The sequence below is a fragment of the Pseudomonas sp. Ost2 genome (genome assembly GCF_018326065.1).
Lineage (GTDB): Bacteria > Pseudomonadota > Gammaproteobacteria > Pseudomonadales > Pseudomonadaceae > Aquipseudomonas > Aquipseudomonas gingeri.
The window spans coordinates 1,157,359-1,181,599 of sequence record NZ_AP021904.1; the positions used below are offsets into that span (position 1 = coordinate 1,157,359).

General features: G+C 63.8%; 23 protein-coding genes. 12 read left to right on the top strand and 11 right to left on the bottom strand.

The genetic code is table 11. The features are described 5' to 3' along the window. Nucleotides 1-2: 2 nt before the first annotated feature. The 3 genes from KI243_RS05010 to KI243_RS05020 form a co-directional block, all read right to left on the bottom strand. Nucleotides 3-971, bottom strand: coding sequence for a DUF523 and DUF1722 domain-containing protein (locus KI243_RS05010; RefSeq protein WP_177119255.1), 969 nt, complete (start codon nucleotides 969-971; stop codon nucleotides 3-5). Nucleotides 972-1,085: 114 nt separating this feature from the next. Next, nucleotides 1,086-1,301 carry a TIGR02450 family Trp-rich protein gene (locus KI243_RS05015; protein WP_177128395.1) on the bottom strand — a complete coding sequence of 72 codons (216 nt, stop codon included), beginning with the start codon at nucleotides 1,299-1,301 and terminating at the stop codon, nucleotides 1,086-1,088. Then, nucleotides 1,298-2,284, bottom strand: a complete 987-nt coding sequence (locus KI243_RS05020) for an FAD-dependent oxidoreductase (protein WP_042935443.1) — start codon at nucleotides 2,282-2,284, stop codon at nucleotides 1,298-1,300. Before KI243_RS05020 ends, KI243_RS05015 begins: the two co-directional genes overlap by 4 nt. A gap of 195 nt (nucleotides 2,285-2,479) precedes the next feature. Here KI243_RS05020 and KI243_RS05025 point away from each other — a divergent pair, with 195 nt between their 5' ends. After that, nucleotides 2,480-3,382 (top strand): TIGR01777 family oxidoreductase, encoded by a 903-nt coding sequence (locus KI243_RS05025; RefSeq protein ID WP_042935441.1) that lies wholly within the window; start codon nucleotides 2,480-2,482, stop codon nucleotides 3,380-3,382. A gap of 13 nt (nucleotides 3,383-3,395) precedes the next feature. After that, nucleotides 3,396-4,421, top strand: coding sequence for a ferrochelatase (gene hemH, locus KI243_RS05030; RefSeq protein ID WP_212810575.1), 1,026 nt, complete (start codon nucleotides 3,396-3,398; stop codon nucleotides 4,419-4,421). 174 nt (nucleotides 4,422-4,595) lie between these two features. Here the strand turns inward: hemH and KI243_RS05035 are convergent, their stop codons facing one another. Both KI243_RS05035 and upp read right to left on the bottom strand, forming a co-directional pair. Next, nucleotides 4,596-5,870 (bottom strand): uracil-xanthine permease family protein, encoded by a 1,275-nt coding sequence (locus tag KI243_RS05035; RefSeq protein ID WP_017126558.1) that lies wholly within the window; start codon nucleotides 5,868-5,870, stop codon nucleotides 4,596-4,598. A gap of 1 nt (nucleotide 5,871) precedes the next feature. Further along, entirely contained in the window at nucleotides 5,872-6,510 is a 639-nt protein-coding gene (gene upp, locus KI243_RS05040; RefSeq protein WP_017126557.1) for a uracil phosphoribosyltransferase, read from the bottom strand. 186 nt (nucleotides 6,511-6,696) lie between these two features. Between upp and KI243_RS05045 the strand changes: the two genes are divergently transcribed. The 3 genes from KI243_RS05045 to KI243_RS05055 are packed head-to-tail and all read left to right on the top strand — an operon-like array spanning nucleotide 6,697 to nucleotide 8,731. Then, nucleotides 6,697-7,254, top strand: coding sequence for a hypoxanthine-guanine phosphoribosyltransferase (locus tag KI243_RS05045; protein WP_017126556.1), 558 nt, complete (start codon nucleotides 6,697-6,699; stop codon nucleotides 7,252-7,254). 3 nt (nucleotides 7,255-7,257) lie between these two features. Continuing rightward, nucleotides 7,258-7,731, top strand: a complete 474-nt coding sequence (locus tag KI243_RS05050; protein ID WP_177107747.1) for a WbuC family cupin fold metalloprotein — start codon at nucleotides 7,258-7,260, stop codon at nucleotides 7,729-7,731. 58 nt (nucleotides 7,732-7,789) lie between these two features. Continuing rightward, nucleotides 7,790-8,731 (top strand): AEC family transporter, encoded by a 942-nt coding sequence (locus tag KI243_RS05055; RefSeq protein ID WP_042935461.1) that lies wholly within the window; start codon nucleotides 7,790-7,792, stop codon nucleotides 8,729-8,731. A 28-nt stretch (nucleotides 8,732-8,759) separates the two neighbouring features. On the opposite strand, the gene KI243_RS05060 is transcribed toward KI243_RS05055, so the two are convergent. The 6 genes from KI243_RS05060 to gatC form a co-directional block, all read right to left on the bottom strand. Further along, on the bottom strand, nucleotides 8,760-9,140 hold the full coding sequence (locus KI243_RS05060) for a carboxymuconolactone decarboxylase family protein (protein WP_017126553.1): 381 nt from the start codon (nucleotides 9,138-9,140) through the stop codon (nucleotides 8,760-8,762). Nucleotides 9,141-9,151: 11 nt separating this feature from the next. After that, nucleotides 9,152-10,207: a calcium/sodium antiporter gene (locus tag KI243_RS05065; RefSeq protein ID WP_042935460.1), complete on the bottom strand. Its 1,056-nt coding sequence runs from the start codon at nucleotides 10,205-10,207 to the stop codon at nucleotides 9,152-9,154. Nucleotides 10,208-10,257: 50 nt separating this feature from the next. Further along, complete coding sequence (locus KI243_RS05070) at nucleotides 10,258-10,629, bottom strand: septal ring lytic transglycosylase RlpA family protein (protein WP_177119257.1); 372 nt, start codon at nucleotides 10,627-10,629, stop codon at nucleotides 10,258-10,260. Between the two features lie 178 nt (nucleotides 10,630-10,807). Beyond that, complete coding sequence (gatB, locus tag KI243_RS05075; RefSeq protein WP_280529440.1) at nucleotides 10,808-12,271, bottom strand: Asp-tRNA(Asn)/Glu-tRNA(Gln) amidotransferase subunit GatB; 1,464 nt, start codon at nucleotides 12,269-12,271, stop codon at nucleotides 10,808-10,810. A gap of 132 nt (nucleotides 12,272-12,403) precedes the next feature. Continuing rightward, the gene (gene gatA, locus KI243_RS05080; protein ID WP_212810576.1) at nucleotides 12,404-13,855 is read right to left on the bottom strand and encodes an Asp-tRNA(Asn)/Glu-tRNA(Gln) amidotransferase subunit GatA; all 1,452 of its coding nucleotides are present in this window, start codon (nucleotides 13,853-13,855) and stop codon (nucleotides 12,404-12,406) included. 16 nt (nucleotides 13,856-13,871) lie between these two features. Next, complete coding sequence (gene gatC, locus KI243_RS05085; RefSeq protein ID WP_017126548.1) at nucleotides 13,872-14,159, bottom strand: Asp-tRNA(Asn)/Glu-tRNA(Gln) amidotransferase subunit GatC; 288 nt, start codon at nucleotides 14,157-14,159, stop codon at nucleotides 13,872-13,874. 298 nt (nucleotides 14,160-14,457) lie between these two features. On the opposite strand from gatC, the gene mreB reads away from it, so the two are divergent. From mreB to KI243_RS05120, 7 genes are all read left to right on the top strand, one after another. Further along, complete coding sequence (gene mreB, locus KI243_RS05090) at nucleotides 14,458-15,495, top strand: rod shape-determining protein MreB (RefSeq protein WP_002555108.1); 1,038 nt, start codon at nucleotides 14,458-14,460, stop codon at nucleotides 15,493-15,495. A 142-nt stretch (nucleotides 15,496-15,637) separates the two neighbouring features. Further along, complete coding sequence (mreC, locus tag KI243_RS05095) at nucleotides 15,638-16,753, top strand: rod shape-determining protein MreC (protein ID WP_177146582.1); 1,116 nt, start codon at nucleotides 15,638-15,640, stop codon at nucleotides 16,751-16,753. Beyond that, entirely contained in the window at nucleotides 16,753-17,244 is a 492-nt protein-coding gene (gene mreD / locus KI243_RS05100; RefSeq protein WP_103032945.1) for a rod shape-determining protein MreD, read from the top strand. Before mreC ends, mreD begins: the two co-directional genes overlap by 1 nt. An 87-nt stretch (nucleotides 17,245-17,331) precedes the next feature. Beyond that, complete coding sequence (locus tag KI243_RS05105) at nucleotides 17,332-17,937, top strand: nucleoside triphosphate pyrophosphatase (protein WP_212810577.1); 606 nt, start codon at nucleotides 17,332-17,334, stop codon at nucleotides 17,935-17,937. Between the two features lie 56 nt (nucleotides 17,938-17,993). Next, nucleotides 17,994-19,451, top strand: a complete 1,458-nt coding sequence (rng, locus tag KI243_RS05110) for a ribonuclease G (RefSeq protein ID WP_017126544.1) — start codon at nucleotides 17,994-17,996, stop codon at nucleotides 19,449-19,451. A gap of 78 nt (nucleotides 19,452-19,529) precedes the next feature. Beyond that, nucleotides 19,530-23,345: a YhdP family protein gene (locus KI243_RS05115; protein ID WP_212810578.1), complete on the top strand. Its 3,816-nt coding sequence runs from the start codon at nucleotides 19,530-19,532 to the stop codon at nucleotides 23,343-23,345. 45 nt (nucleotides 23,346-23,390) lie between these two features. Then, the gene (locus KI243_RS05120) at nucleotides 23,391-24,236 is read left to right on the top strand and encodes a carbon-nitrogen hydrolase family protein (protein ID WP_177085502.1); all 846 of its coding nucleotides are present in this window, start codon (nucleotides 23,391-23,393) and stop codon (nucleotides 24,234-24,236) included. The last annotated feature ends 5 nt before the right edge of the window (nucleotides 24,237-24,241 follow it).

The following is a 24,241-nucleotide window of genomic DNA, read 5'->3' on the forward strand; positions in this document are numbered from 1 at the left end:
GGTCAGATCGCGTTCCGCAGGCTGAGGTTTTCCGGGTGGGGCTGCAGGTAGACCTGCAAGGCCACGTAGGGATCGGGGTGTTGGCGGAAGTGGTGCTTGAGCAGGGTCAGCGGCACCACCAGCGGCACGATGCCGAGGCGGTACTGGCCGATGAGCTGCTGCATTTCCTGCTTGTCCGCGGCGCTGAGGGTTTGCTTGAGGTAGCCGCTGAGATGCTGCAGGACATTGGTATGGGTGCGGCGGGTCGCGCATTTCTTCAGGGCGGCCATCAGTTCGCTGAAGTAGCGCGGGCCGACCTCGTTCGGATCCGACTTGCCCATGCTGCCCAGCAGGTGACCGAGGGCCTTGTACTGCGGGGGGTTATGGGCCATGAGCAGGTACTTGTAGCGTGCGTGGAAGTCGGTCAGGGCCCGGCGGCTCAGGCCGCTGGCGCACAGTTCCTGCCAGGCGGCGTAGGCGAAGACCCGGGTCAGGAAGTTTTCCCGCAACACCGGATCGTTCAGGCGGCCTTCTTCTTCCACCGGCAGGTCCGGGTGCCGGGCGCAGAAGACCTGGGCGAAGATGCCACGTCCGGCGTGCTCGGCGGGGCGACCGCCGTCCTGGTAGACCTTGACCCGCTCCAGCCCGCAGGACGGCGATTTCTGCATGAAGATATAGCCACAGATATCCTTGAGCTCGGCTGCCATTCGCGTGCCGTAGTCCGCCAGCGCGTGGGTGACGTCAGTGTCGGGGTGCACCGTGCCGACGGCCCTGGGATGTTGCGGATCGCCCACCAGGCGAATCGGTTCGCGGGGCGTGCCCAGGCCGATCGCCACTTCCGGGCAGACCGGGAGGAAATCGAAATATTCGCTGAGGGTGCGGCTGCACAGTCGCGATTCCTTGTGCCCGCCGTTGTAGCGCACCTCGGCGCCCATCAGGCAGGCGCTGATGGCGATCCTCGGTTTACGGGGTGTATCGGTGGGCAAGGGCATTCGGCGAACCTCGGGGATTTACTTGTACAAACGTCATGTCTTGTACAACTAAATCTCATCATAGGTTCTATCTTGTACAAGTCAAATATTTTGTACAAGGTTGCTTGGCCGACGTTATTGCCAGCCCATCCGCCAACTGGCGGCGTCCTGCAGGGTCTGCCAGGCGACGCGCTGATTGCGTCGGGTCAATACCGCTTGCAGTTCGAGTTCGAGGACCGTGCCGATCTCATCGCAGAACAGTTCGGTGACCAGGAAATGCTTTTCCCGGTTTTGCGGGTGGGCTGCTGTCCACTTCGACAGCAGCAGCTTGCGTGGGTTGATCCGGTTCACGCCAGGTGTTCCAGCAGCCGGCGGGCGGCTTCCTGGCCGCTGAGCCAGGCGCCCTCGACACGGCCCGACAGGCACCAGTCGCCACAGACATACAGGCCCAGGTCGGCGTCGGCCAGGGCACCCCATTCGCGCGCACCGGCAGGACGGGCATAGAGCCAGCGGTGGGCGAGGGTGAAGGTCGGGGCGGGCATGGTGATATGCAGCAGTTCGGCGAACGCCCCGTGCAGGTGTTCGATCACGGCTTCCCTTGACAGGTCCAGGTGCTGCTTGCTCCAGCTGCTGGTGGCATGCAGGACCCAGGTGTCGAGCTTGTCGTCGCGTCCCGGTTTGCTGCGGTTGCGGGCCAGCCAGTCGAGCGGGCTGTCCTGCACGAAGCAGCCTTCCATCGGGGTATCCAGCGCTGTCTCGAACGCCAGGGCGACGGCCCAGGTCGGTTCCATCTGCACGCCGGCGGCGGCCCCGGCGAGTTTCGGCGCGGCGGCGAGCAGGGCGGTGGCCTGGGGCGCCGGCGTGGCGATGATGACGTGGCTGAAGGGGCCATGGGTGAAGCCTTCGGCGTCCTGCAGGTGCCAGTGCTGTTCGCCGCGGAACACTTCGGTGATGCGGCAACTGAAGTGGGTTTGCAGGTCCCCCAGCAGGCCGCGGGTGATGGCGCTCATGCGCGGGGCGCCGACCCAGCGGGTCTGCTCGTCCGGCGACAGGTTCAACTGGCCGTTCTGCCAGGTGTAGAGCGTCGGGTCCCATTCGGCGACCCAGCCCTGACTTTGCCAGCGTTGTACTTCGTTGACGAAACGGCGGTCGCGGGCGGTGAAGTACTGGGCGCCCATGTCCAGCGACCCGGCGTCGCTGCGTTTGCTCGACATGCGTCCGCCGCTGCCGCGGCTTTTATCGAACAGTTCGATGGCGTGTCCGGCATCCTGCAATGCGCGGGCGGCTGAGAGTCCGGCGATACCGGCACCAATTATTGCGATAGGTACAGTCATAGGGGCCTCGTTACCTGTCTGCACAGACTACGCCGTCGGTAAAACCTGTACAATCTTGATTTTAGGTATAAGTTGCGACCTTCCTGTCGTCTGAAGCTGTCCTATTGTTAAACACATATTCTGTCGAGAAGAAAAGAGCCCTGTGTATAAAAATAGACTAACGCTCCCGACAAAACGTTACGCGAGGACGCTTTCATGCACATATTGCTGACAGGCGGTACTGGTTTGATCGGGCGCCAGCTGTGCAAGCACTGGTCGGCGCAGGGGCATCGCCTGACGGTCTGGAGCCGCCGGCCCGAGGACGTGGCCCGCTTGTGCGGGGCGCAGGTGCGTGGCGTGCGCCATCTGGAGGACCTGGCCGGCGAGCCGCTGGACGCGGTGATCAACCTGGCCGGCGCGCCGATTGCCGACCGCCCCTGGACCCACAAGCGCAAGGCATTGCTGTGGAGCAGCCGGATCCAGTTGACCGAAACCCTGCTGGCCTGGCTCGAAGGGCGCGAGCAACGTCCGGCGGTGCTGATCTCCGGCTCGGCGGTGGGCTGGTATGGCGACGGTGGCGAGCGTGAGCTGACGGAAGATTCGCCGCCGGTCAGCGAAGACTTCGCCAGCCAGTTGTGCATCGCCTGGGAGGAAACCGCGCAACGCGCGCAGGCCCTGGGTATTCGCGTGGTGCTGGTACGAACCGGCCTGGTGCTGGCGGCCGAGGGCGGCTTTTTGTCGCGCCTGCTGCTGCCGTTCAAACTCTGCCTGGGCGGCCCGATCGGCAACGGTCGGCAGTGGATGCCATGGATCCATTTGCAGGATCAAATCGCCCTGATTGATTTTCTTCTGCACCGCGACGACGCCAGCGGTCCTTATAATGCCTGCGCGCCGAAACCGGTGCGCAACCGTGCGTTCGCCAAGGCCCTGGGCCAGGTGCTGCATCGTCCGGCCGTGATCCCCATGCCGGCCCCGGCCTTGCGGATCGGCCTCGGCGAGTTGTCGCTGTTGCTGCTCGGCGGCCAGCGCGCGGTGCCCAATCGCCTGCTGGCGGCGGGCTTCGTCTTTCAGTTTACCGATCTGCCCGCGGCCCTCGACGATCTGTCGGGTCGCCTCTGACATAGGACATTGCATGACCGATCACGCGCTGCTACTGGTCAACCTGGGTTCGCCGGCTTCCACTTCGGTTGCGGATGTGCGCAGTTACCTCAATCAGTTTCTGATGGATCCCTATGTAATCGACTTGCCGTGGCCGATTCGGCGCCTGCTGGTGTCGCTGATCCTGATCAAGCGCCCCGAGCAGTCGGCCCATGCCTATGCCTCGATCTGGTGGGACGAGGGCTCGCCGCTGGTGGTGTTGAGCCGGCGCTTGCAGCAGCAGATGAGCAGGCAATGGACCCAGGGGCCGGTGGAACTGGCCATGCGTTATGGTGAACCGTCGATCGAGACGGTGCTGACCCGGCTGGCCTCCCAGGGTATCCGCCAGGTGACCCTGGCACCGTTGTATCCGCAGTTCGCCGACAGCACCGTGACCACGGTGATCGAAGAGGCACGGCGGGTGGTGCGCGAGCGCAGGCTCGACGTGCAGTTTTCCATCCTGCAGCCGTTCTACGACCAGCCGGAATACATCGAAGCCCTGGTGGTGAGCGCGCGACCGCACCTGGCGCAGGGGTTCGATCATTTGCTGCTGAGTTTCCATGGCCTGCCGGAGCGCCACCTGACCAAGCTCGACCCCACGGGCAGCCACTGTCTCAAGGATGCCGACTGCTGTCGGAATGCATCGCCCGCGGTGCTCGCCACGTGCTACCGCGCCCAATGCCTGCGCACGGCGGCGGCGTTTGCCGAGCAGATGGGATTGGCGCAGGGGCAATGGTCGGTATCGTTCCAGTCACGTCTTGGCCGGGCGAAGTGGATCGAGCCCTACACCGAGGCACGCCTGGATGAGCTGGCCAGGTCCGGGGTGAAGAAGATCCTGGTGATGTGCCCGGCGTTTGTCGCCGATTGCATCGAGACGCTGGAGGAGATCGGCGATCGCGGGCGCGAGCAGTTTATCGCGGCGGGAGGCGAGGAGTTGGTGCTGGTACCGTGCCTGAACGATGAGCCGCAGTGGGCGGCGGCGCTGAACACGCTCTGTGAGCGGGCGCCGTTGGCCCTGTAAATGCAAATCGTGAAAACCCTGCTGGACCCTGTAGGAGCCGGCTTGCTGGCGATGGCAGCGGTGCGGTTTTCTGTCAAACCGCGTCGCCTGGATCGCCGGCAAGCCGGCTCCTACAGTTCTGTGTTGAATCGCAGATTTGCGTACAACACGGCCCCGTAGGAGCAAGCATGAGCCTTACAACAACGGCTCGTCGCCTTTCTTGTGCTTCCAGCTGTCATTGCCCGGCAGCAACAGGTTCAGGGCAATCGCCACCACGGCACACAGGGCGATGCCCTTGAGGCCGAAGTCGTCCGGGCCGGTGCCGGTGCCCACCAGCACGCCACCGATGCCGAACACCAGGGTCACCGAGACGATCACCAGGTTGCGCGCTTCGCCCAGGTCGATCTTGTGGCGGATCAGGGTGTTCATCCCCACCGCGGCAATCGAACCGAACAGCAGACAGAGGATCCCGCCCATCACCGGCACCGGGATGCTTTGCAGCAGGGCGCCGAACTTGCCGATAAACGCCAGGCTGATGGCGAAGATCGCCGCCCAGGTCATGATTTTCGGGTTGTAGTTCTTGGTCAGCATCACCGCGCCGGTCACTTCGGCATAGGTGGTGTTGGGCGGACCGCCGAACAGGCCGGCTGCCGTGGTGGCGATGCCATCACCCAGCAGGGTGCGATGCAGGCCCGGCTTCTTCAGGTAGTCGCGACCGGTCACGCTGCCCACGGCGATCACTCCGCCGATATGCTCGATGGCCGGGGCCAGCGCCACCGGGACAATGAACAAGATCGCCTGCCAGTTGAACTCCGGCGCGGTGAAGTGCGGCAGGGCGAACCAGGGCGCGGCGGCGATCTTGGCGGTATCGACCACGCCGAAGTAGAACGACATGGCAAAGCCCACCAGGACCCCGGAGATGATCGGCACCAGGCGGAAGATACCCCTGCCGAACACCGCCACGATCAGCGTGGTCAGCAGCGCCGGCATCGAGATCAGCATGGCGGTCTGGTAATGAATCAGTTCCGAGCCGTCGCCGGCCTTGCCCATCGCCATGTTCGCGGCAATCGGCGCCATGGCCAGGCCGATGGAGATGATCACCGGACCGATCACCACCGGCGGCAGCAGCCGGTCGATGAAACCGGTGCCCTTGATCTTCACCGCGAGGCCCAGGAAGGTGTAGACGAAACCGGCCGCCATCACCCCGCCCATGGTCGCCGCCAGGCCGAACTGGCCCTTGGCGAGGATGATCGGGGTGATGAAGGCGAAGCTCGACGCGAGGAACACCGGCACCTGGCGCCCGGTGACCAGTTGGAACAGCAGAGTCCCCAGGCCCGCCGTGAACAGCGCGACGTTGGGGTCGAGGCCGGTGATCAGCGGCATCAACACCAGGGCGCCAAAGGCCACGAAGAGCATCTGCGCGCCAGACAGCACCGTGCGCCAGAGCGGGTCGTTGAACTCATCCCGCATGTCAGGCGTCCTTCTGCTTGGTGCCGAAGATCTTGTCACCGGCATCGCCCAGGCCCGGGATGATGTAGCCGTGCTCGTTCAGTTTCTGATCGATGGAGGCGGTGTAGATGGTCACGTCCGGGTGGGCTTTCTCGACCACGGCGATGCCTTCGGGGGCCGCGACCAGGACCATCGCGCGGATGTCCTTGCAACCGGCTTTCTTCAGCAGGTCGATGGTCGCGACCATCGAGCCACCGGTGGCGAGCATCGGGTCGATGATCATCGCCAGGCGTTCGTCGATTTCCGGGACCAGTTTTTCCAGGTAGGTGTGGGCTTCGAGGGTTTCCTCGTTGCGGGCCACGCCCACGGCACTGACCTTGGCGCCCGGGATCAGGCTGAGCACGCCTTCGAGCATGCCGATACCGGCGCGCAGGATCGGCACCACGGTGATTTTCTTCCCGGCGATTTTCTCGACCTGTACGGTGCCGCACCAGCCTTCGATGTCATAGGTTTCGAGGGGCAGGTCCTTGGTCGCCTCATAGGTCAGCAATGCACCGACTTCCTGGGCAAGCTCACGGAAGTTCTTCGTGCTAATGTCAGCGCGGCGCATAAGGCCGAGCTTGTGACGGATCAGCGGATGGCGGATCTCACGGATGGGCATGGGGAAAGGCTCCGACGGCGGGCAAAAAAACCGCCCTAGATTAATCTATCCGGGGAAGATGTCCTATAGAACGGTAATACGTTAGTCCAGAAACGCTTGATCTGACCCTGCCGGGTGCGTACCTTTGCCGGCTTTTCTTGCGCAGCTCCCTGCACAAGCCCTACCCAAGCATCTATGGAGAGCGCCATGTCCGCTGATCTCGAGCATATCCGTCAAGTCATGCGCGAAGCCGACTGCCTGTACACCAACGACGAAGTCGAAGCGGCCATCGCCCGGGTCGGCGCGCAGATCAATGCCGACCTGGCCGAGCGCAATCCGGTGGTGTTCTGCGTGATGAACGGCGGCCTGATCTTCTCCGGCAAATTGCTGACCCACCTCGATTTCCCGCTGGAAGCGTCCTACCTGCACGCGACCCGCTATCGCAACGAAACCAGCGGCGGCGACCTGTTCTGGAAAGCCAAGCCGGAAGTCTCGTTCATCGACCGTGACGTGCTGATCATCGACGACATCCTCGACGAGGGCCACACCCTGGGCGCGATCATCGACTTCTGCAAGCATGCCGGTGCCCGCAAGGTGCACACAGCCGTGCTGATCGACAAGGACCACGACCGCAAGGCGCGTCCGGACCTGAAGGCCGATTATGTCGGCCTGCCATGCATCGACCGGTACATCTTCGGCTACGGCATGGACTACAAGGGCTACTGGCGCAACGCTGCCGGCATCTTTGCCGTCAAGGGCATGTAAGCCATGGCCGCGCCGAGTTTTCTCGATCAGGCCCTGTTTGCCGACCTGGCCGGCAAGGCCGCGGCCAGCCCGCGTGGGCGCACGCACCACAACTTTCACCAGATGGACGAGCCGTGCCATCGCATGGCGGTCGGCCTGCAGCCCAATACCTATGTCCCGCCGCACCGGCATTTGAGCGCGGACAAGGCCGAGACCCTGCTGGTGCTCAAGGGCAGCCTGGGTCTGCTGGTGTTCGACGAGGACGGGCAAGTGGTGACCCGTCGTGTCCTGCAGGCGGGCGGTGACTGTCCGGCCGTCGACCTGCCGGCCGGGGTGTTCCACGGGTTGGTGGTGCTGGAGCCCGACACGGTGATGTTCGAGTGCAAGGCTGGCCCGTATCGCCCGGTGGGCGAGGGCGAGATGGCGACCTGGGCGCCCCGTGAAGGCGAGGCGCAGGTCGCCGCTTACCAGGCCTGGATGCGCGCGCAGTTCGACTGAAACCCCATGCTTTGCCGTATCATTAGCCGACTAACGACAGGCTATGGGTTTCTACGGCATGCTGGCGATCTTTCTCGGCACTCTCACCATCACCGCGCCGGTGTTCGCCATGCTGTTCCTGGGCGTGGCGCTCAAGCGCGTTGGCTGGATCAACGACAACTTCATCCACACCGCGTCGGCGCTGGTATTCAACGTCACCATGCCGGCGCTGCTGTTCCTCGGGATCCTCCACGCCGACCTGCATTCGGCCCTGAAGCCCGCGGTGCTGGGGTATTTCGCCATTGCCACGCTGGTGGGGTTCGCCGGTTCCTGGGGGTGGGCGATCTGGCGTTGTCCGAAGGAAGACCGGGGCATCTATACCCAGGGGGCCTTTCGCGGCAACAACGGGGTGATCGGCCTGGCCCTGGCCGCCAGCATGTACGGCGACTACGGGATTTCCCTCGGGGCGATCCTCGCGGCGCTGGTGATCCTGTTCTACAACACCCTGTCGACCATTGTCCTGGCGGTCTATAGCCCGGTGATCAAGTCCGATCCCTGGAGCATCTGCAAAAGCGTGTTCAGCAACCCGCTGATCATCAGCGTGATCGCTGCCGCGCCCTTTGCGTACTGGCAGATCGGCCTGCCTGGCTGGCTGGAAACCTCCGGCAACTACCTGGCGCAGATGACCCTGCCGCTGGCGCTGATCTGCATTGGCGGCACCTTGTCCCTGGCGGCATTGCGCAAGAGCGGCGACATGGCCCTGAGTGCGAGCCTGGTGAAAATGGTCGGCATGCCGATCATCGCGACCCTGGGCGCATGGCTTTGCGGCTTTCGCGGCGCGGAACTGGGGATTCTGTTTCTCTACTTCGGCAGCCCGACGGCGGCGGCCAGCTTCGTCATGGCCCGGGCGGCCAATGGCAATCATGAACTGGCGGCGGCGATTATCGTGATCACCACGCTGATGGCGGCGATCACGACCAACATCGGCATCTTCGTGTTGCAGTGGGGCGGCTGGATCTGACGGCAGGCCCAGCCGCCGGCGGTCGCACTCAGTCCGCTGTCTGGTAGGCGTCGATCACTTCCTGGGCCGCGCGGAACGCATCGATGGCCGCCGGCACGCCGGCATACACCGCGCAGTGCAGCAGCGCTTCGCGGATTTCCTCGACGGTACAGCCATTGTTCAAGGCGCCGCGTACGTGGCCCTTGAGTTCCTGCGGACACTTGAGCGCGGTCAGCGCCGCGAGGGTGATCAGGCTGCGGGTCTTGAGCGGCAGGCCTTCGCGGTTCCAGACGCTGCCCCAGGCGTGTTCGTTGACGAAATCCTGCAGCGGCTGGCTGAACTCGGTGGCATTGCCCAGGGCACGGTCGACGAATACATCGCCCATCACCTGACGACGCATCTCGACACCAGGTTTCTTCTGATCGGTCATTGCAGTGGCTCCTATGAGTGTTGGCGACGCCAGGCCCGCAGCGTACTGAACAGCAGGTACGCCAGCAGCGCCGGCAGGATGAAAAACAGCATCAGGTGTTCCAGGCGCACCGCCATCGGCATGCCGGTGGTGAACCACACCACATGCAGGCCGTAGGCCAGGTACAGGCCGAGAAACAGCAGGCCTTCGGCGCGGGTGATGCGATAACCGGAGTAGAACACCGGCCAGCACAACGCCGCGACGCCGAGCATGACCGGCAGGTCGAACGACAGGGCGTTGGGCGACACCGACAAGGGTTCCGGGGCGATCAGGGCCGTGACGCCCAGTACCCCCAGCAGGTTGAACAGATTGCCGCCGATCACGTTGCCGACGGCGATATCCCGCTGGCCGCGGAAGGCGGCGATCAGCGAAGTGGCCAGTTGCGGCAACGAGGTGCCGACGGCGACCACGGTCAGTCCGATGATACGTTCGGACAGGCCCAGCTCGGTGGCGACGTCCACCGCCGCATCCAGCAGCAGGTGACCGGCGAGCGTCAGCAGGGCCAGGCCCAGCAGCATCCAGGTCACGCTGCTGACCCAGGGCGCGCGCGGGCGATCATGGGGATGCCCGGGGTGATGATGGGCATGCTGGTTGTGCTGCGAGGTACGCAACAGCAAGCCCAGGTACAGGGCGAAAATCACCAGCATCAGCACGCCGTCGAAACGGCTCAGCTCTTCGTTGAAGGCCAGGCCGAAGACCAGCAGGCTGGCGACGATCATCAGCGGGATATCCAGGCGCACCAACTGGCGCGAGACCCGCAAGGGGATGATCAGCGCCGAGAGGCCGAGGGTCACCAGGGTGTTGAAGATATTGCCGCCGATCACGCTGCCGACCGCGATATCGGCGTTTTCATAAAAGGCCGCCTGCAGGCTGACGGCCATCTGCGGCGCGCTGCTGCCGAAGGCGACGATGGTCAGGCCGATCAGCAGCGGGCGCACCCGCAGGCTTGCCGCCAGGCGCACGGCCGCACGCACCAGCAGTTCGGCGCCGACGATCAGCAGTAACAGGCCGCCGAGCAGTTGGATCAGGCTCAGGAGCGGCAGGGCGGTCAATCCGAAAATGGCGGGGGCTCCCGAAGTCAGTCGTTGAGGCTTTGTACACGAACGCGCGCGGTGCCGCTTTGCAGCATACCCAACTGCTCGGCCGCTTCCCGTGAAAGATCGATCAGGCGCCCACGGGTATGGGGGCCACGGTCGTTGATACGGACCACGACGCTGCGGTCATTGGCGAGGTTGGTGACTTTTACCCGGGTGCCGAAGGGCAGTTGGCGATGGGCGGCGGTCAGGCCGTGCTGGTCGAACGGTTCGCCGCTGGCGGTACGTTTGCCGTGGTGCCGGGCGCCATAGTAGGACGCCATGCCGGTTTCATCGTAGCCGCGCGGGTCGATATCGTGGGTGGCGCAACCGGCCAGCAGGGTGAGGAGGGCGCAGGCGCCAAGCAGGCGTTTCATCGGGGGCACTCCCTACAGTGATCGTTCCCACGGCGGAGCATGGGGTAGGCCCGCCTGTGGGAGCGGGCTTGCCCGCGAAGACGATGTATCTGCGCCATCGTATTCGCGGACAAGCCCGTTCCCGCAGTGGACAGGCATGCAAGGCTGGCGGGAGCGACCGTTGTCGGCCGCGCCGCTATCAGCCTTCGAGCTTGCTTTTCAGCAGTTCGTTCACCTGTTGCGGGTTGGCCTTGCCCTTGGAGGCTTTCATCGCCTGGCCGACAAAGAAGCCGAACATCTTGCCACGCTTGGCCTCGTCCGCCGCCCGGTACTGTTCGACCTGCTCGGCGTTGGCCGCGAGAACTTCGTCCAGAACCTTCTCGATGGCGCCGCTGTCGGTCACCTGCTTCAGGCCCCGGGCCTCGATCACCTGGTCGGCATTGCCTTCGCCGTTGGCCATGGCTTCGAAGACGGTCTTGGCGATCTTGCCGGAAATGGTGTTGTCCTTGATCCGCAACAACATGCCGCCCAACTGCTCGGCCGTCACCGGCGCCTGGTCGATTTCCACGCCCAGCTTGTTCAGCAGGCTGCCCAGCTCGACCATGACCCAGTTGGCCGCCAGCTTGGCGTCGCCGCCGATGCTCGCGACCTGCTCGAAGTAGTCCGCCTGCTCGCGGCTCGAGGCCAGTACGCTGGCGTCATACAGCGACAGGCCGTACTGGGACTGGAAGCGCTCGCGTTTCTGCGGCGGCAGTTCCGGCAGCTTGGCGCGCACGGCATCGAGGAACGCATCCTCGATGACCACCGGCAACAGGTCCGGATCGGGGAAGTAACGGTAGTCGTTGGCTTCCTCCTTGCTGCGCATGGCGCGGGTCTCGTCCTTGTTCGGATCGTACAGGCGGGTCTGCTGGATGATCTTGCCGCCGTCTTCGATCAGTTCGATCTGGCGCTGGACTTCAGTGTTGATCGCCTTCTCGATGAAGCGGAACGAGTTGACGTTCTTGATCTCGCAGCGGGTGCCGAATTCGACCTGGCCCTTCGGCCGTACCGACACGTTGCAGTCGCAACGCAGCGAACCCTCGGCCATGTTGCCGTCGCAGATGCCCAGGTAGCGCACCAGCGCGTGGATCGCCTTGACGTAGGCCACGGCTTCCTTGGCGCTGCGCATATCCGGCTCGGAGACGATTTCCAGCAGCGGCGTGCCGGCGCGGTTCAGGTCGACACCGGTGGAACCGCTGAATTCTTCGTGCAGGCTCTTGCCGGCATCTTCTTCCAGGTGCGCCCGGGTGATCCCGACACGCTTGACCGTGCCGTCTTCCAGGGTGATGTCCAGGTGCCCCTTGCCGACGATCGGCAGTTCCATCTGGCTGATCTGGTAGCCCTTGGGCAGGTCCGGGTAGAAGTAGTTCTTGCGGGCGAACACGTTGTGCTGGCCGATCTCGGCGTCGATTGCCAGGCCGAATTTCACGGCCATGCGCACGGCTTCTTCGTTCAGCACCGGCAACACGCCCGGCATGCCCAGGTCAACCAGGCTGGCCTGGGTGTTGGGCTCGGAGCCGAAGGTGGTCGAGCTGCCGGAGAATATCTTCGATTGGGTGGCGAGCTGGGTATGAATCTCCAGCCCGATCACGACTTCCCATTGCATGGTGTTACTCCTCGAAATCTTGCCAGGGGACGTTTGAAGCGTTGCGAGCCAAGGTAAGGCAAGGCGAAGGCTGACGAGTAAGCGCAGTTGACTTTAGTCAGTGAGCATTACGCGTCAGCTTTCAACGCAGCATTACCGGGCGCAGCGGCTTCAAAACCCCTGGGGGGTGCGGGTGTGCCAGTCAGTGTTCAACTGATACTGGTGCGCAACGTTGAGCAAGCGGCCTTCCTGGAAATACGGGGCAAGCAATTGCACGCCGACCGGCAAGCCGTCGACGAAGCCCGCAGGCATGGACAAGCCCGGCAGACCCGCGAGGTTGGCGGTGATGGTGTAGAAGTCTTCCAGATACTCGGCGACCGGATCGTTGTTCTTGGCGCCGATCTTCCAGGCCGGGTTGGGCGTGGTCGGGCCGAGAATGACGTCGACCTCGTTGAAGGCGCTCATGAAGTCGTTCTTGATCAGGCGACGGATTTTCTGCGCCTTGAGGTAATAGGCGTCGTAGTAGCCGGCCGACAGGGCATAGGCACCGACCATGATCCGACGCTGCACTTCCGCGCCGAAACCTTCGCCACGGGAGCGTTTGTACAGGTCTTCGAGGTCCTTGGGCTCTTCGCAGCGATAACCGAAGCGCACGCCGTCGAAACGCGACAGGTTGGACGAGGCTTCGGCCGGGGCGATCACGTAGTAGGCCGGAATCGCGTGCTGGTTGTTCGGCAGGCTGATTTCCTTGATCACCGCGCCGAGCTTTTCCAGCTCCTTAACGCTGTCGTGCACCCGTTCGGCGATGCGCGGGTCGAGACCGGCGCTGAAGTATTCCTTCGGCACACCGATGCGCAGGCCCTGGATCGAGTCGTTCAGGCCGGCGCTGTAGTCCGGTACCGGTTCATCGATGCTGGTGGAGTCCTGCGGGTCGAAGCCGGCCATGCCTTGCAGCAGCAGGGCGCAGTCTTCGGCGGTGCGGGCCAGCGGGCCACCCTGGTCGAGGCTGGAGGCGTAGGCGATCATGCCCCAGCGCGAAACGCGACCGTAGGTCGGTTTCAGCCCGGTGAGGTTGGTGAACGCCGCCGGCTGGCGGATCGAACCGCCGGTGTCGGTCGCGGTGGCGGCAGGCAGCAGGCGTGCGGCCACGGCGGCGGCAGAACCACCGGACGAGCCGCCCGGTACGTGTTCCAGATTCCACGGGTTCCTGACCTTGCCGTAGTAGCTCGACTCGTTGGCCGAACCCATGGCGAATTCGTCCATGTTGGTCTTGCCCAGCGTCACGGCGCCGGCAGCGGCCAGTTTGGCAACCACGGTGGCGTCGTAGGGCGCCTTGAAGTTGTCGAGCATCTTCGAGCCGCAACTGGTGCGCACGCCCTGGGTGCAGAACAGGTCCTTGTGGCCGATCGGCGCGCCGAGCAGGGCACCGTTCTCGCCGCTGGCGCGCCGTACGTCGGCGGCCTTGGCCTGTTGCAGGGCCAGTTCTTCGGTCAAGCTGATAAAGCTGTTGATCTGCGGATCGAGCTGGGCGATGCGCGCCAGCAGGGTCCGGGTCAGCTCTTCGGCGGAAAACTTCTTGTCGGCGAGTCCGCGGGCGATCTCGGCCAGAGTCAATTGATGCATTGCAGGCTCTTTCCCTTTAGTCGATGACTTTCGGAACCAGGTACAGGCCGTTTTCGACCGCTGGTGCGATGGACTGATAAGCCTCGCGGTTATTTCGCTCCGTGACGGCGTCGGCGCGCAGGCGCTGGCTCGCTTCCAGAGGGTGGGCAAGGGGTTCGATACCGTCGGTATCGACAGCCTGCATCTGGTCGACCAGACCCAGAATGCTGTTCAGGGCTTCGGTGGTGCGTGGAAGATCGGCTTCGACCAGGCCCAGGCGGGCCAGGTGAGCGATTTTTTCCACGTCGGAGCGGTCAAGCGCCATGGGAATCTCCAGTGGAAAACAAAATGGAAGCTGTCCGTGTGTTAGGCTCTGCACGGAAATTGCCTGCGCGACGATCATGCTGCGTTGAAAACACGCTCGATCGCCGCTCGACTAGTTTTCGTACTGATCCGGGATTATCGGAACACTACCGCATTTTTACGGTCACATGGCCGCGATTGTATGGGATGGTGCTCGGAAAAACGCCTAATTTAACATATTGGCGCCTTGCCCAAAATCCCCGTCGTTGTTAGAGTTTGCCGCACTTTTTTACCCACGCGTTGCCCAGGGTCCCTTTCCAATGTTCAAGAAACTGCGTGGCATGTTTTCCAGCGATCTCTCCATCGACCTGGGCACAGCCAACACCCTTATCTACGTGCGCGAGCGCGGTATCGTCCTGAATGAGCCATCGGTCGTTGCGATTCGCACCCATGGCAATCAGAAGAGTGTCGTTGCCGTCGGTACCGAAGCCAAGCGCATGCTCGGTCGTACGCCGGGCAACATTGCTGCCATTCGTCCGATGAAGGACGGCGTGATCGCCGACTTCAGCGTCTGCGAAAAGATGCTGCAGTACTTCATCAACAAGGTTCACGAAAACAGCTTCCTGCAGCCAAGCCCTCGCGTGCTGATCTGCGTGCCGTGCAAATCGACCCAGGTCGAGCGCCGTGCGATCCGTGAGTCGGCCCTCGGTGCCGGTGCCCGCGAAGTCTTCCTGATCGAAGAGCCGATGGCCGCCGCGATCGGTGCCGGCCTGCCGGTTGAAGAAGCCCGTGGCTCGATGGTCGTCGATATCGGTGGCGGTACCACTGAAATCGCGCTGATCTCCCTGAACGGCGTGGTCTATGCCGAATCCGTACGGGTTGGTGGCGACCGTTTCGACGAAGCGATCATCACCTACGTGCGCCGCAACTACGGCAGCCTGATCGGCGAATCCACCGCCGAGCGCATCAAGCAGGAAATCGGTACGGCCTACCCGGGCGGCGAAGTCCGTGAAGTCGACGTTCGCGGCCGTAACCTGGCTGAAGGCGTGCCACGTGCCTTTACCCTCAATTCCAACGAAGTGCTGGAAGCCCTGCAGGAATCCCTGGCGACCATCGTCCAGGCGGTGAAGAGCGCCCTGGAGCAGTCGCCTCCGGAGCTGGCCTCGGACATCGCCGAGCGTGGCCTGGTGCTGACCGGTGGTGGCGCGTTGCTGCGTGACCTCGACAAGCTGCTGGCCCAGGAAACCGGCCTGCCGGTGATCGTCGCCGAAGATCCGCTGACCTGTGTTGCCCGTGGTGGCGGTCGTGCCCTGGAAATGATGGATAAGCACACCATGGACCTGCTTTCCAGCGAGTGAGTTCGCTGGCAGGCTCTATGATGGTTCGTTCACAGGCAGCACTTTGCAGTGCTGCCTGTTGCGTTTATCTTCTGTCAATCTTCATCCAGGCCGGTTTGATGCCGTATGAATAAAATGACTCATTGCCTGGGAGGAGCGGCTTATTAAACCGCTTTTCGCCAAAGGCCCCTCATTGGGCGTGCGCTTGTTGGTGCTGGTCGTGCTATCGGTCGCGCTGATGGTGGTCGATGCCCGTTTCACACTGCTCAAGCCCGTGCGCAGCCAGATGTCGCTGGTGCTGATGCAGTCATACTGGATTACCGACCTGCCGCAACGGTTGTGGCAAGGCGTGGCCAGTCAGTTCGGCAGTCGTACCGAACTGGTCGCCGAGAACGAAAAACTCCAGACCGAAAACCTGCTGCTGCAAGGGCGCCTGCAGAAACTCGCGGCCCTGACCGAGCAGAACGTGCGCCTGCGCGAATTGCTCAACTCGTCGGCGCTGGTCAACGAGAAGGTCGAAGTCGCCGAATTGATCGGCATGGACCCCAACCCGTTCACCCATCGCATCATCATCAACAAGGGTGAGCGCGACGGCGTGGTACTTGGTCAACCGGTGCTCGACGCCCGTGGCCTGATGGGCCAGGTGGTCGAGTTGATGCCGTACACCTCCCGCGTCCTGTTGCTCACCGACACCACCCACAGCATTCCGGTGCAGGTCAACCGCAACGGTTTGCGCGCCATCGCCAGCGGTACCGGCAACCCCGAGCGCCTGGAACTGCGCCACGTCGCCGACACCGCCGACATCAAGGAGGGCGACCTGCTGGTCAGTTCCGGCCTGGGCCAGCGCTTCCCGGCCGGTTACCCGGTGGCGACGGTCAAGGAAGTGATCCACGACTCCGGCCAGCCTTTCGCCATTGTCCGCGCCGTGCCGACCGCCGCCCTCAACCGCAGTCGCTACCTGCTGCTGGTGTTCAGCGACAGCCGTACCCCGGAAGAGCGCGCCAACGAAGCGGCCCAGGCCCAGGAAGCCGACAAGCAGGGCGACGGTGCGCCGATCGTTCCGGCGACCGTACCGAAACCGGCTGCGGCGGCGGCTGCGGCGAGCGCGGCACCTGCGGCGCCAGCCCCGGCGAGCAAGCCACCGGCGCATGCCACCAGCACCAGCGCCCCGGCCCATGCGACACCGGCACCCAAGCCGGCGGCCGTCAAACCCGCGGCCACCAAGCCAGCGGCCAAGCCGCCCGCGGCTGCACCGTCCACCCAACGGCAGGAGGAATAATGGCGGGCGCTACTCTTTCGCGTAATGGCTGGATCGTCTGGCTGACCTTTGCCGTCGGCCTGCTGCTCAGTGTTTCGCCGTTGCCGCAGTTCATGGAAATCCTCCGTCCACTGTGGCTGGCGTTGCTGCTGGCTTTCTGGTCGCTGTACCTGCCGCACAAGATCGGCATGGTCACCGCATTCCTGCTGGGCCTGGCCGAGGACGTGCTCTACGGCACCCTGCTCGGGCAGAACGCCTTGATCCTTACGTTGATCACCTTCCTGGTGCTGTCGCTGCAACAGCGCCTGCGCATGTTCCCGATGTGGCAGCAGAGCCTGGTGATCCTGGTGATCTTCGGCCTGGCGCAGCTGGTGCAGCTGTGGCTCAGCGCCCTGACCGGCAACCGCCAGCCGACCCTGGCGCTGGTGCTGCCGGCGCTGGTCAGTGCCCTGCTCTGGCCGTGGATCAGCTTCGGTTTGCGCGGGCTGCGTCGACGCTACAAGGTCAACTGACCGATCGCGTCGAATGCCCGTGAGCTGGTGATGATGCTGATGCTGATGAAGAGCCCCGATAAAGCGCCCCGACACGGAGATGTCCCCATGACCCCGCTCTACCTGGCCTCCGGCTCGCCGCGTCGGCGTGAACTGCTCACCCAGATCGGCGTGCCCTTCACCGCGATCAGCGCGGATATCGATGAAACTCCCCTGATGGATGAGACTCCGGCGGCCTATGTCGAGCGCCTGGCGCGCGGCAAGGCGGCAGCCGGCCAGGGCCTGTTGGCGAGTCGCCAGGTCGCGGCGACGTTCTGTGTGCTGGGTGCCGATACCGCCGTGGTGCTGGACGGACGGATTCTCGGCAAGCCGCTGGATGAGGCGGATGCGGTGGCCACGCTGCTGGCATTGTCCGCTCGCGAGCACGAAGTGCTCACCGCCATCGCGCTGTTGGACGGTGATCGGTGCGAGTCGCGGGTGGTTCGCAGCCTGGTGAAATTTCGTACGATCAAAACAGAAGAGGCATCTGCCTACTGGTCCAGCGGCGAGCCTCGGGACAAGGCTGGAAGCTATGCCATTCAAGGCCTTGCCGCGGTTTTCGTCGAGGGCCTGAACGGCAGCTATTCGGGCGTGGTGGGCTTGCCGGTGTGCGAAACCGCAGAACTGCTCGGCCATTTCGGCATACCCTGTTGGCAAAACCTTATCGTGCGCTGATTGCCGCACTCCAGTGAACGGCAATTATTGTGAACACGCCTGAACGAGACCCAGCCATGAGTGAAGAGATCCTGATCAACATCACGCCGATGGAATCGCGCGTGGCGGTGGTAGAAAACGGTGTGTTGCAAGAGGTGCATGTCGAGCGTACGCAGAAGCGCGGTATCGTCGGCAATATCTACAAGGGCAAGGTGGTGCGGGTCCTGCCGGGCATGCAGGCGGCGTTCGTCGATATCGGGCTGGATCGGGCGGCCTTTATCCATGCCTCGGAAATTTCCATGCGCGAAGGCCCGGCGGTGGAAAGCATCAGCGCCCTGGTTCACGAAGGGCAGAGCCTGGTGGTGCAAGTCACCAAGGACCCCATCGGTACCAAGGGCGCGCGCCTGACCACGCAACTGTCGATTCCCTCGCGTTACCTGGTGTACATGCCGCGTACCGCCCATGTCGGCATTTCGCTGAAGATCGAAGAGGAAGCCGAGCGCGACCGGTTGAAGAAGGTCGTCAGCGATTGCGTGGCCCAGGAAGGCATCAAGGAAGCCGGCGGCTTTATCCTGCGCACCGCCGCCGAAGGGGCGGGGGCTGACGAGATCATGATGGATATCCGCTACCTGCGCCGGCTCTGGGATCAGATCGGCGCGCAGATCAAGACCATCGGTGCGCCCAATGTCATCTACGAGGACCTCGGCCTGGCGCTGCGGACCCTGCGTGACCTGGTCAGCCCGAAGATCGAGAAGATCCGCATCGACTCCCGGGAAACCTTCCAGAAGACCACGCAGTTCGTCGCCGAGTTGATGCCGGAAATTGCCGATCGTCTCGAACACTATCCCGGCGAGCGGCCGATCTTCGACCTCTACGGTGTCGAGGACGAGATCCAGAAAGCCCTGGAGCGCAAGGTGCCGCTCAAGTCCGGCGGCTACCTGGTGGTCGACCCGGCGGAAGCCATGTCCACCATCGACGTCAACACCGGGGCCTTTGTCGGTCATCGCAACCTCGAAGAAACCATCTTCAAGACCAATCTCGAAGCGGCCACCGCGATTGCCCGCCAACTGCGCCTGCGCAACCTCGGCGGGATCATCATCATCGACTTCATCGACATGGAAGACGAAGAGCACCAGCGCCAGGTGCTGCGGACCCTGGAAAAGCAGCTGGAACGCGATCACGCCAAGACCAACATCATCGGGATCACCGAGCTGGGCCTGGTGCAGATGACCCGCAAGCGCACCCGCGAAAGTCTTGAGCAGGTGCTCTGCGAGCCGTGCAGTAGTTGCCAGGGGCGCGGCAAGCTGAAGACCCCGGAGACGGTTTGTTACGAGATTTTCCGCGAGATCCTGCGGGAGGCCCGTGCCTATCAGGCCGAAGGTTATAGAGTGCTGGCCAACCAGAAAGTCGTTGACCGCCTGCTGGATGAAGAGTCGGGCAATGTCGCGGAGCTGGAGGGGTTTATCGGACGGACCATCCGTTTCCAGGTCGAAACCATGTATTCCCAGGAACAATACGACGTGGTGCTGCTCTGATTCCCTGCTCTGTACATACACTGTCCATGCTGGCTGGCGTTGGCCTGTTGATCGAACCTTGCCTGAGGGGCCACTGACATGGAGCGTCTGACACGCTTTGTCGCCGCGTTGACCCGCTGGGGCCTGGGTATCTGTGCGTTGTTGCTGGTGCTGGTGGCCTTGTATGCCAGCCTGGGGCGGCAGTTCGTGCCGCTGGTGGCCGAGTACCGCGCCGATGTCGAGGGCAAGGCGCAGGCCGCGCTGGGCATGCCGCTGTCCATCGGCAGCCTGGAAGGACGCTGGAGCGGCCTGGCGCCGGTGCTGCTGGCCCACGATGTGACGGTCGGTGCCGGTGTTTCGGCGTTGCGCCTGGACCAGGTGCAGGTGATCCCGGATATCTGGGCCAGCCTGCTGGCCCGCGAAGTGCGCATTGCCCGTCTGGAACTCAATGGCCTGCAGTTGAACCTGCGGCAGGACAAGGAGGGTCAGTGGGCCCTCGAAGGATTGCCACAGTCGGACGGCCAGCCGCTGGACCCCGAGCAACTGCTGAACCGCCTGCAGATGGTCGCGCAACTGTCGGTGCTGGACAGCCAGGTGACCCTGGAACCGTTCGGCGAATCGCCGCTGACCCTGACCTATGTCGGCCTGAACCTGCAGACCGGCCTGTCCCGCCAGCGCCTCGACATGCGCCTGACCCTGCCCGATGGCCAGCCCCTGGCGTTCAACCTGAGTACCCGTTTGCAGGCCGGCGCCTGGCGCCAGGGTTCCGCCGACGCCTACCTGAGCCTGCCGCAGAGCGACTGGGCGCGCTGGTTGCCGGCGAGCCTGAAACAGAAATGGAACGTCGCCGAGCTCAAGGCCGGCGGCGAATTCTGGTTGAAGTGGGCCGATGGCACGGTGCAAAGCGCCGTGGCACGTCTCAATGCCCCGCAATTTCGCGGTGCCTACGCCGACCGCAAGCCGGTGAAGATCGAGAACCTGGCCCTCAACGCCTACCTGCAGCGCAACGACCAGGGTTTCAGCCTGTTGCTCGACTCCCTGGCGATGAACCTGGGCAAGACCCGCTGGGAGTCCCATCTGCAATTGCAGCAGACGGCGGCGACCGACAAGGCCGGGGAGTTGTGGCATGTGCAGGCCGACCGCCTCGACCTGACGCCGATCACGCCGTTGCTCGATGGCCTGGCACCGCTGCCGGAAGGCCTGGCGACCGTCATCGATCACCTGAAGGTCACCGGTGCCTTGCGCAACGTGCTGCTCGATTACCGTCCCCAGGAAACCGGTGACCGCCGTCTCAGCTTCGAGGCCAACCTGGAGCGGGTCGGTTTCGACGCCTATCACGGTGCGCCGGCGGCGCGCAATGTCAGCGGCAGCATCAGCGGCGACCTCGGCCAGGGTGAACTGCGCATGGACAGCAAGGACTTCTCGCTGTTCCTGTATCCGATCTTCAACAAGCCCTGGCAGTACATCCAGGCCAACGCCCGCCTGACCTGGAAACTCGACCAGCAGGGGTTCACCCTGATCGCCCCCTATATCAAGGTGCTGGGGGAAGAAGGCAAGATCGCCGCCGACTTCCTGATCCGCCTGCATTTCGAGCGTGACCAGGAAGACTACATGGACCTGCGGGTCGGCCTGGTGGACGGGGACGGGCGCTTTACTCCGAAATACCTGCCGGCGGTGCTGAGTCCGTCTCTGGACGAGTGGCTGCGCACCTCGATCCTCCATGGCGCGGTGGAACAGGGCTTCTTCCAGTACCAGGGTTCGCTGGACCATGATGCCGTGGCCGCCGCGCAGAATATCAGCCTGTTCTTCAAGGTCCATGACGCCGAGCTGGCGTTTCAGCCGGGTTGGCCGCATGTCAGCAAGGTCAGCGGCGATGTCTTCATCGAAAACAGTGGGGTGCGGATCAAGGCCAGCAAGGGCCAGTTGCTCGACACCCAGGTCAGTGATGTCGTGGTCAACATTCCCCACTCGTCGCAGGGCAAGGCCCCGCACATGTTTCTCGACGGTGGTTTTGCCGGCGGCCTGGGCGATGGCCTGAAGATTCTCCAGGAAGCACCGATCGGCACCGCCGCGACCTTTGCCGGCTGGCAGGGCGAAGGTGAGCTGAAAGGCCAGGTCAAGCTGGATATTCCCCTGGAGAAAGGCGAGGAGCCGAAGATCCTGGTGGATTTCGCCACCGACAAGGCGCGGCTGAAACTGGCCGATCCGGCCCTGGAGCTGACCCAGCTCAAGGGCGCTTTCCGTTTTGACAGTGCCAAGGGCTTGAGCGGCGACGCGATCACCGCCCAGGCATTCGACCGGCCCATCACCGCGCAGATCGCTGCCGTCGGCAAGCCCGGGGATCTCGGTACCCGGGTCACCGCCAAGGGCCAGGTGGCGATCAAGAAACTCACCGACTGGCTGGGTGTCAGCCAGCCGCTGCCGGTCACCGGTGACCTGCCCTATCAGTTGCAGTTGAACCTCGACGGCGCCGACAGCCAGTTGATCATCAACTCCAACCTCAAGGGCGTTGCCGTCGACCTGCCCGCGCCCTTTGGCATGCCGGCCAGCCAGGGCCGCGACAGCGTGTTCCGCATGACCCTGCAAGGTGCCGAGCGCCGCTACTGGTTCGACTATGGCGAGCTGGCGAACTTCACCTTTGCCGCGCCGGGCGGCAAGTTCGGCGACGGTCGTGGCGAACTGTTCCTCGGTGATGGCGATGCCCAGCTGCCGACGACCAAGGGTTTGCGCGTGCGTGGCGTGCTCTCGGAACTGGACCTGGAGCCTTGGAAAGCGGTGGTTGACCGTTATGCCGGCCAGGATCCCGGCGGCAATGCCAAGCAGCTGCTCAGCAGCGCCGACTTCAAGGTCGACAAGCTCACCGGCTTTGGTACCCGTTTCGACCAGGTGAGCCTGCAGATGGCCCGCAGCGCCACGGCCTGGGGCCTGATGATCGACAGCCAGCAGGCCAAGGGCAGCGTGACCCTGCCGGATGCCAAGGGCGCGCCGATTGGCGTCAAGCTGGCCTACGTGCGATTGCCAGCACCGGATCCGAGCGTGGTGGCCGATGAAAATGCCCCGGACCCGCTGGCCTCGGCGGATCCACGGCAGATCCCGGCGCTGGATATCAGCATCGACCAACTGTTCCAGGGCCAGGACCTGGTCGGGGCGTGGTCGCTCAAGGCCCGGCCGACACCCAAGGGAGTCAGGCTCAACGATCTCGACCTGGGCCTCAAGGGCATGCAACTCCAGGGCAACGGTGGCTGGGAAGGCGTGCCGGGCAGCAGCAACAGCTGGATCAACGGTCGTGTGGAAGGCAAGAACCTGGCGGATGTGCTGAAGGCCTGGAGCTTCGCGCCGACCGTGACCAGCGAGGATTTCCACCTCGATGTCGACGGTCGCTGGCCCGGCTCGCCGGCCTGGGTCGGGCTCAAGCGTTTCTCCGGCAGCCTGGATGCGACCCTGCGCAAGGGTCAGTTCGTCGAAGTCGAGGGCGGAGCCCAGGCACTGCGGGTGTTCGGCTTGCTGAACTTCAACTCCATCGGCCGTCGCCTGCGCCTGGACTTCTCCGACCTGCTCGGCAAAGGCCTGAGCTATGACCGGGTCAAGGGGGTGCTGGTAGCCAGCGATGGCGTCTATGTCACCCGCGATCCGATTACCCTGACCGGACCGTCGAGTAATCTCGAGCTCAATGGCACGCTGGACATGGTGGCCGACCGGGTCGATGCCAAGCTGCTGGTGACCTTGCCGGTGACCAACAACCTGCCGATCGCCGCCTTGATCGTCGGTGCCCCGGCCATCGGCGGTGCGCTGTTCCTGATCGACAAGCTGATCGGCGACCGGGTCGCCCGTTTCGCCAGCGTGAAGTACAGCGTCACCGGCCCGTGGAAAGAACCGAAAATCACCTTCGACAAGCCTTTTGAGAAGTCCAAGTAGAGCGCCATGGAGTAGCATGGTTGCCTACCTTTCAAGGAGTGCGCCATGACTTTCTCCGTCATCCAGATGGTCAGCCAGAGCGATGTGCTGGCCAACCTGAGCCAGGCCCGCCGCCTGCTCGAGCAAGCGGCCGAAGGCGGCGCGCGCCTGGCGGTGCTGCCGGAAAACTTCGCCGCCATGGGCCGTCGGGATGTCGCCGCCATCGGTCGCGCCGAAGCACTCGGCGAAGGACCGATCCTGCCATGGTTGAAACAGACCGCCCGTGACCTCAGGTTATGGATAGTGGCGGGCACCTTGCCGCTACCGCCGGTCGACCAGCCGCAGGCGAAGGCCAATGCCTGCTCGTTGCTGGTCGACGAGCAGGGTGAGACGGTGGCCCGCTACGACAAGCTGCACCTGTTCGATGTCGACGTGGCGGATAATCGTGGGCGTTATCGCGAATCCGATGACTATGCTCATGGTAGCCGGGTGGTGGTGGCCGATACGCCGGTCGGACGGCTGGGCCTGAGCGTGTGCTACGACTTGCGCTTTCCCGAGTTGTACAGCGAGTTGCGCCAGGCCGGGGCCGAGCTGATCACCGCGCCGTCGGCGTTTACCGCGGTGACCGGCGCGGCGCATTGGGACATCCTGATTCGTGCGCGGGCCATCGAGACCCAGTGTTATGTGTTGGCCGCCGCCCAGGGCGGTGTGCACCCGGGGCCACGGGAAACCTTTGGCCATGCGGCGATCGTCGACCCGTGGGGGCGTATCGTCGCTGAACAGGATCAAGGCGAAGCGGTGTTGCTGGCCGAGCGCGACAGTACTGAACAGGCGTCCATACGGGCGCGAATGCCGGTGGCGAGCCATCGGCGCTTTTTCTCGCAGGGCGCACGGCGGCCTGCATCGGAATGACGAAA

Excerpts from the sequence above, each read along its gene's own strand:
- gatA (WP_212810576.1), bottom strand. The coding sequence starts at position 13,855 with ATGCATCAATTGACTCTGGCCGAGATCGCCCGCGGACTCGCCGACAAG.
- KI243_RS05070 (WP_177119257.1), bottom strand. The coding sequence starts at position 10,629 with ATGAAACGCCTGCTTGGCGCCTGCGCCCTCCTCACCCTGCTGGCCGGT.
- KI243_RS05055 (WP_042935461.1), top strand. The coding sequence starts at position 7,790 with ATGCTGGCGATCTTTCTCGGCACTCTCACCATCACCGCGCCGGTGTTC.
- KI243_RS05020 (WP_042935443.1), bottom strand. The coding sequence starts at position 2,284 with ATGACTGTACCTATCGCAATAATTGGTGCCGGTATCGCCGGACTCTCA.
- KI243_RS05060 (WP_017126553.1), bottom strand. The coding sequence starts at position 9,140 with ATGACCGATCAGAAGAAACCTGGTGTCGAGATGCGTCGTCAGGTGATG.
- mreB (WP_002555108.1), top strand. The coding sequence starts at position 14,458 with ATGTTCAAGAAACTGCGTGGCATGTTTTCCAGCGATCTCTCCATCGAC.
- mreD (WP_103032945.1), top strand. The coding sequence starts at position 16,753 with ATGGCGGGCGCTACTCTTTCGCGTAATGGCTGGATCGTCTGGCTGACC.
- hemH (WP_212810575.1), top strand. The coding sequence starts at position 3,396 with ATGACCGATCACGCGCTGCTACTGGTCAACCTGGGTTCGCCGGCTTCC.
- upp (WP_017126557.1), bottom strand. The coding sequence starts at position 6,510 with ATGCCCATCCGTGAGATCCGCCATCCGCTGATCCGTCACAAGCTCGGC.
- KI243_RS05045 (WP_017126556.1), top strand. The coding sequence starts at position 6,697 with ATGTCCGCTGATCTCGAGCATATCCGTCAAGTCATGCGCGAAGCCGAC.
- gatC (WP_017126548.1), bottom strand. The coding sequence starts at position 14,159 with ATGGCGCTTGACCGCTCCGACGTGGAAAAAATCGCTCACCTGGCCCGC.
- rng (WP_017126544.1), top strand. The coding sequence starts at position 17,994 with ATGAGTGAAGAGATCCTGATCAACATCACGCCGATGGAATCGCGCGTG.
- KI243_RS05120 (WP_177085502.1), top strand. The coding sequence starts at position 23,391 with ATGACTTTCTCCGTCATCCAGATGGTCAGCCAGAGCGATGTGCTGGCC.
- KI243_RS05010 (WP_177119255.1), bottom strand. The coding sequence starts at position 971 with ATGCCCTTGCCCACCGATACACCCCGTAAACCGAGGATCGCCATCAGC.
- KI243_RS05035 (WP_017126558.1), bottom strand. The coding sequence starts at position 5,870 with ATGCGGGATGAGTTCAACGACCCGCTCTGGCGCACGGTGCTGTCTGGC.
- KI243_RS05050 (WP_177107747.1), top strand. The coding sequence starts at position 7,258 with ATGGCCGCGCCGAGTTTTCTCGATCAGGCCCTGTTTGCCGACCTGGCC.
- KI243_RS05025 (WP_042935441.1), top strand. The coding sequence starts at position 2,480 with ATGCACATATTGCTGACAGGCGGTACTGGTTTGATCGGGCGCCAGCTG.
- KI243_RS05105 (WP_212810577.1), top strand. The coding sequence starts at position 17,332 with ATGACCCCGCTCTACCTGGCCTCCGGCTCGCCGCGTCGGCGTGAACTG.
- KI243_RS05115 (WP_212810578.1), top strand. The coding sequence starts at position 19,530 with ATGGAGCGTCTGACACGCTTTGTCGCCGCGTTGACCCGCTGGGGCCTG.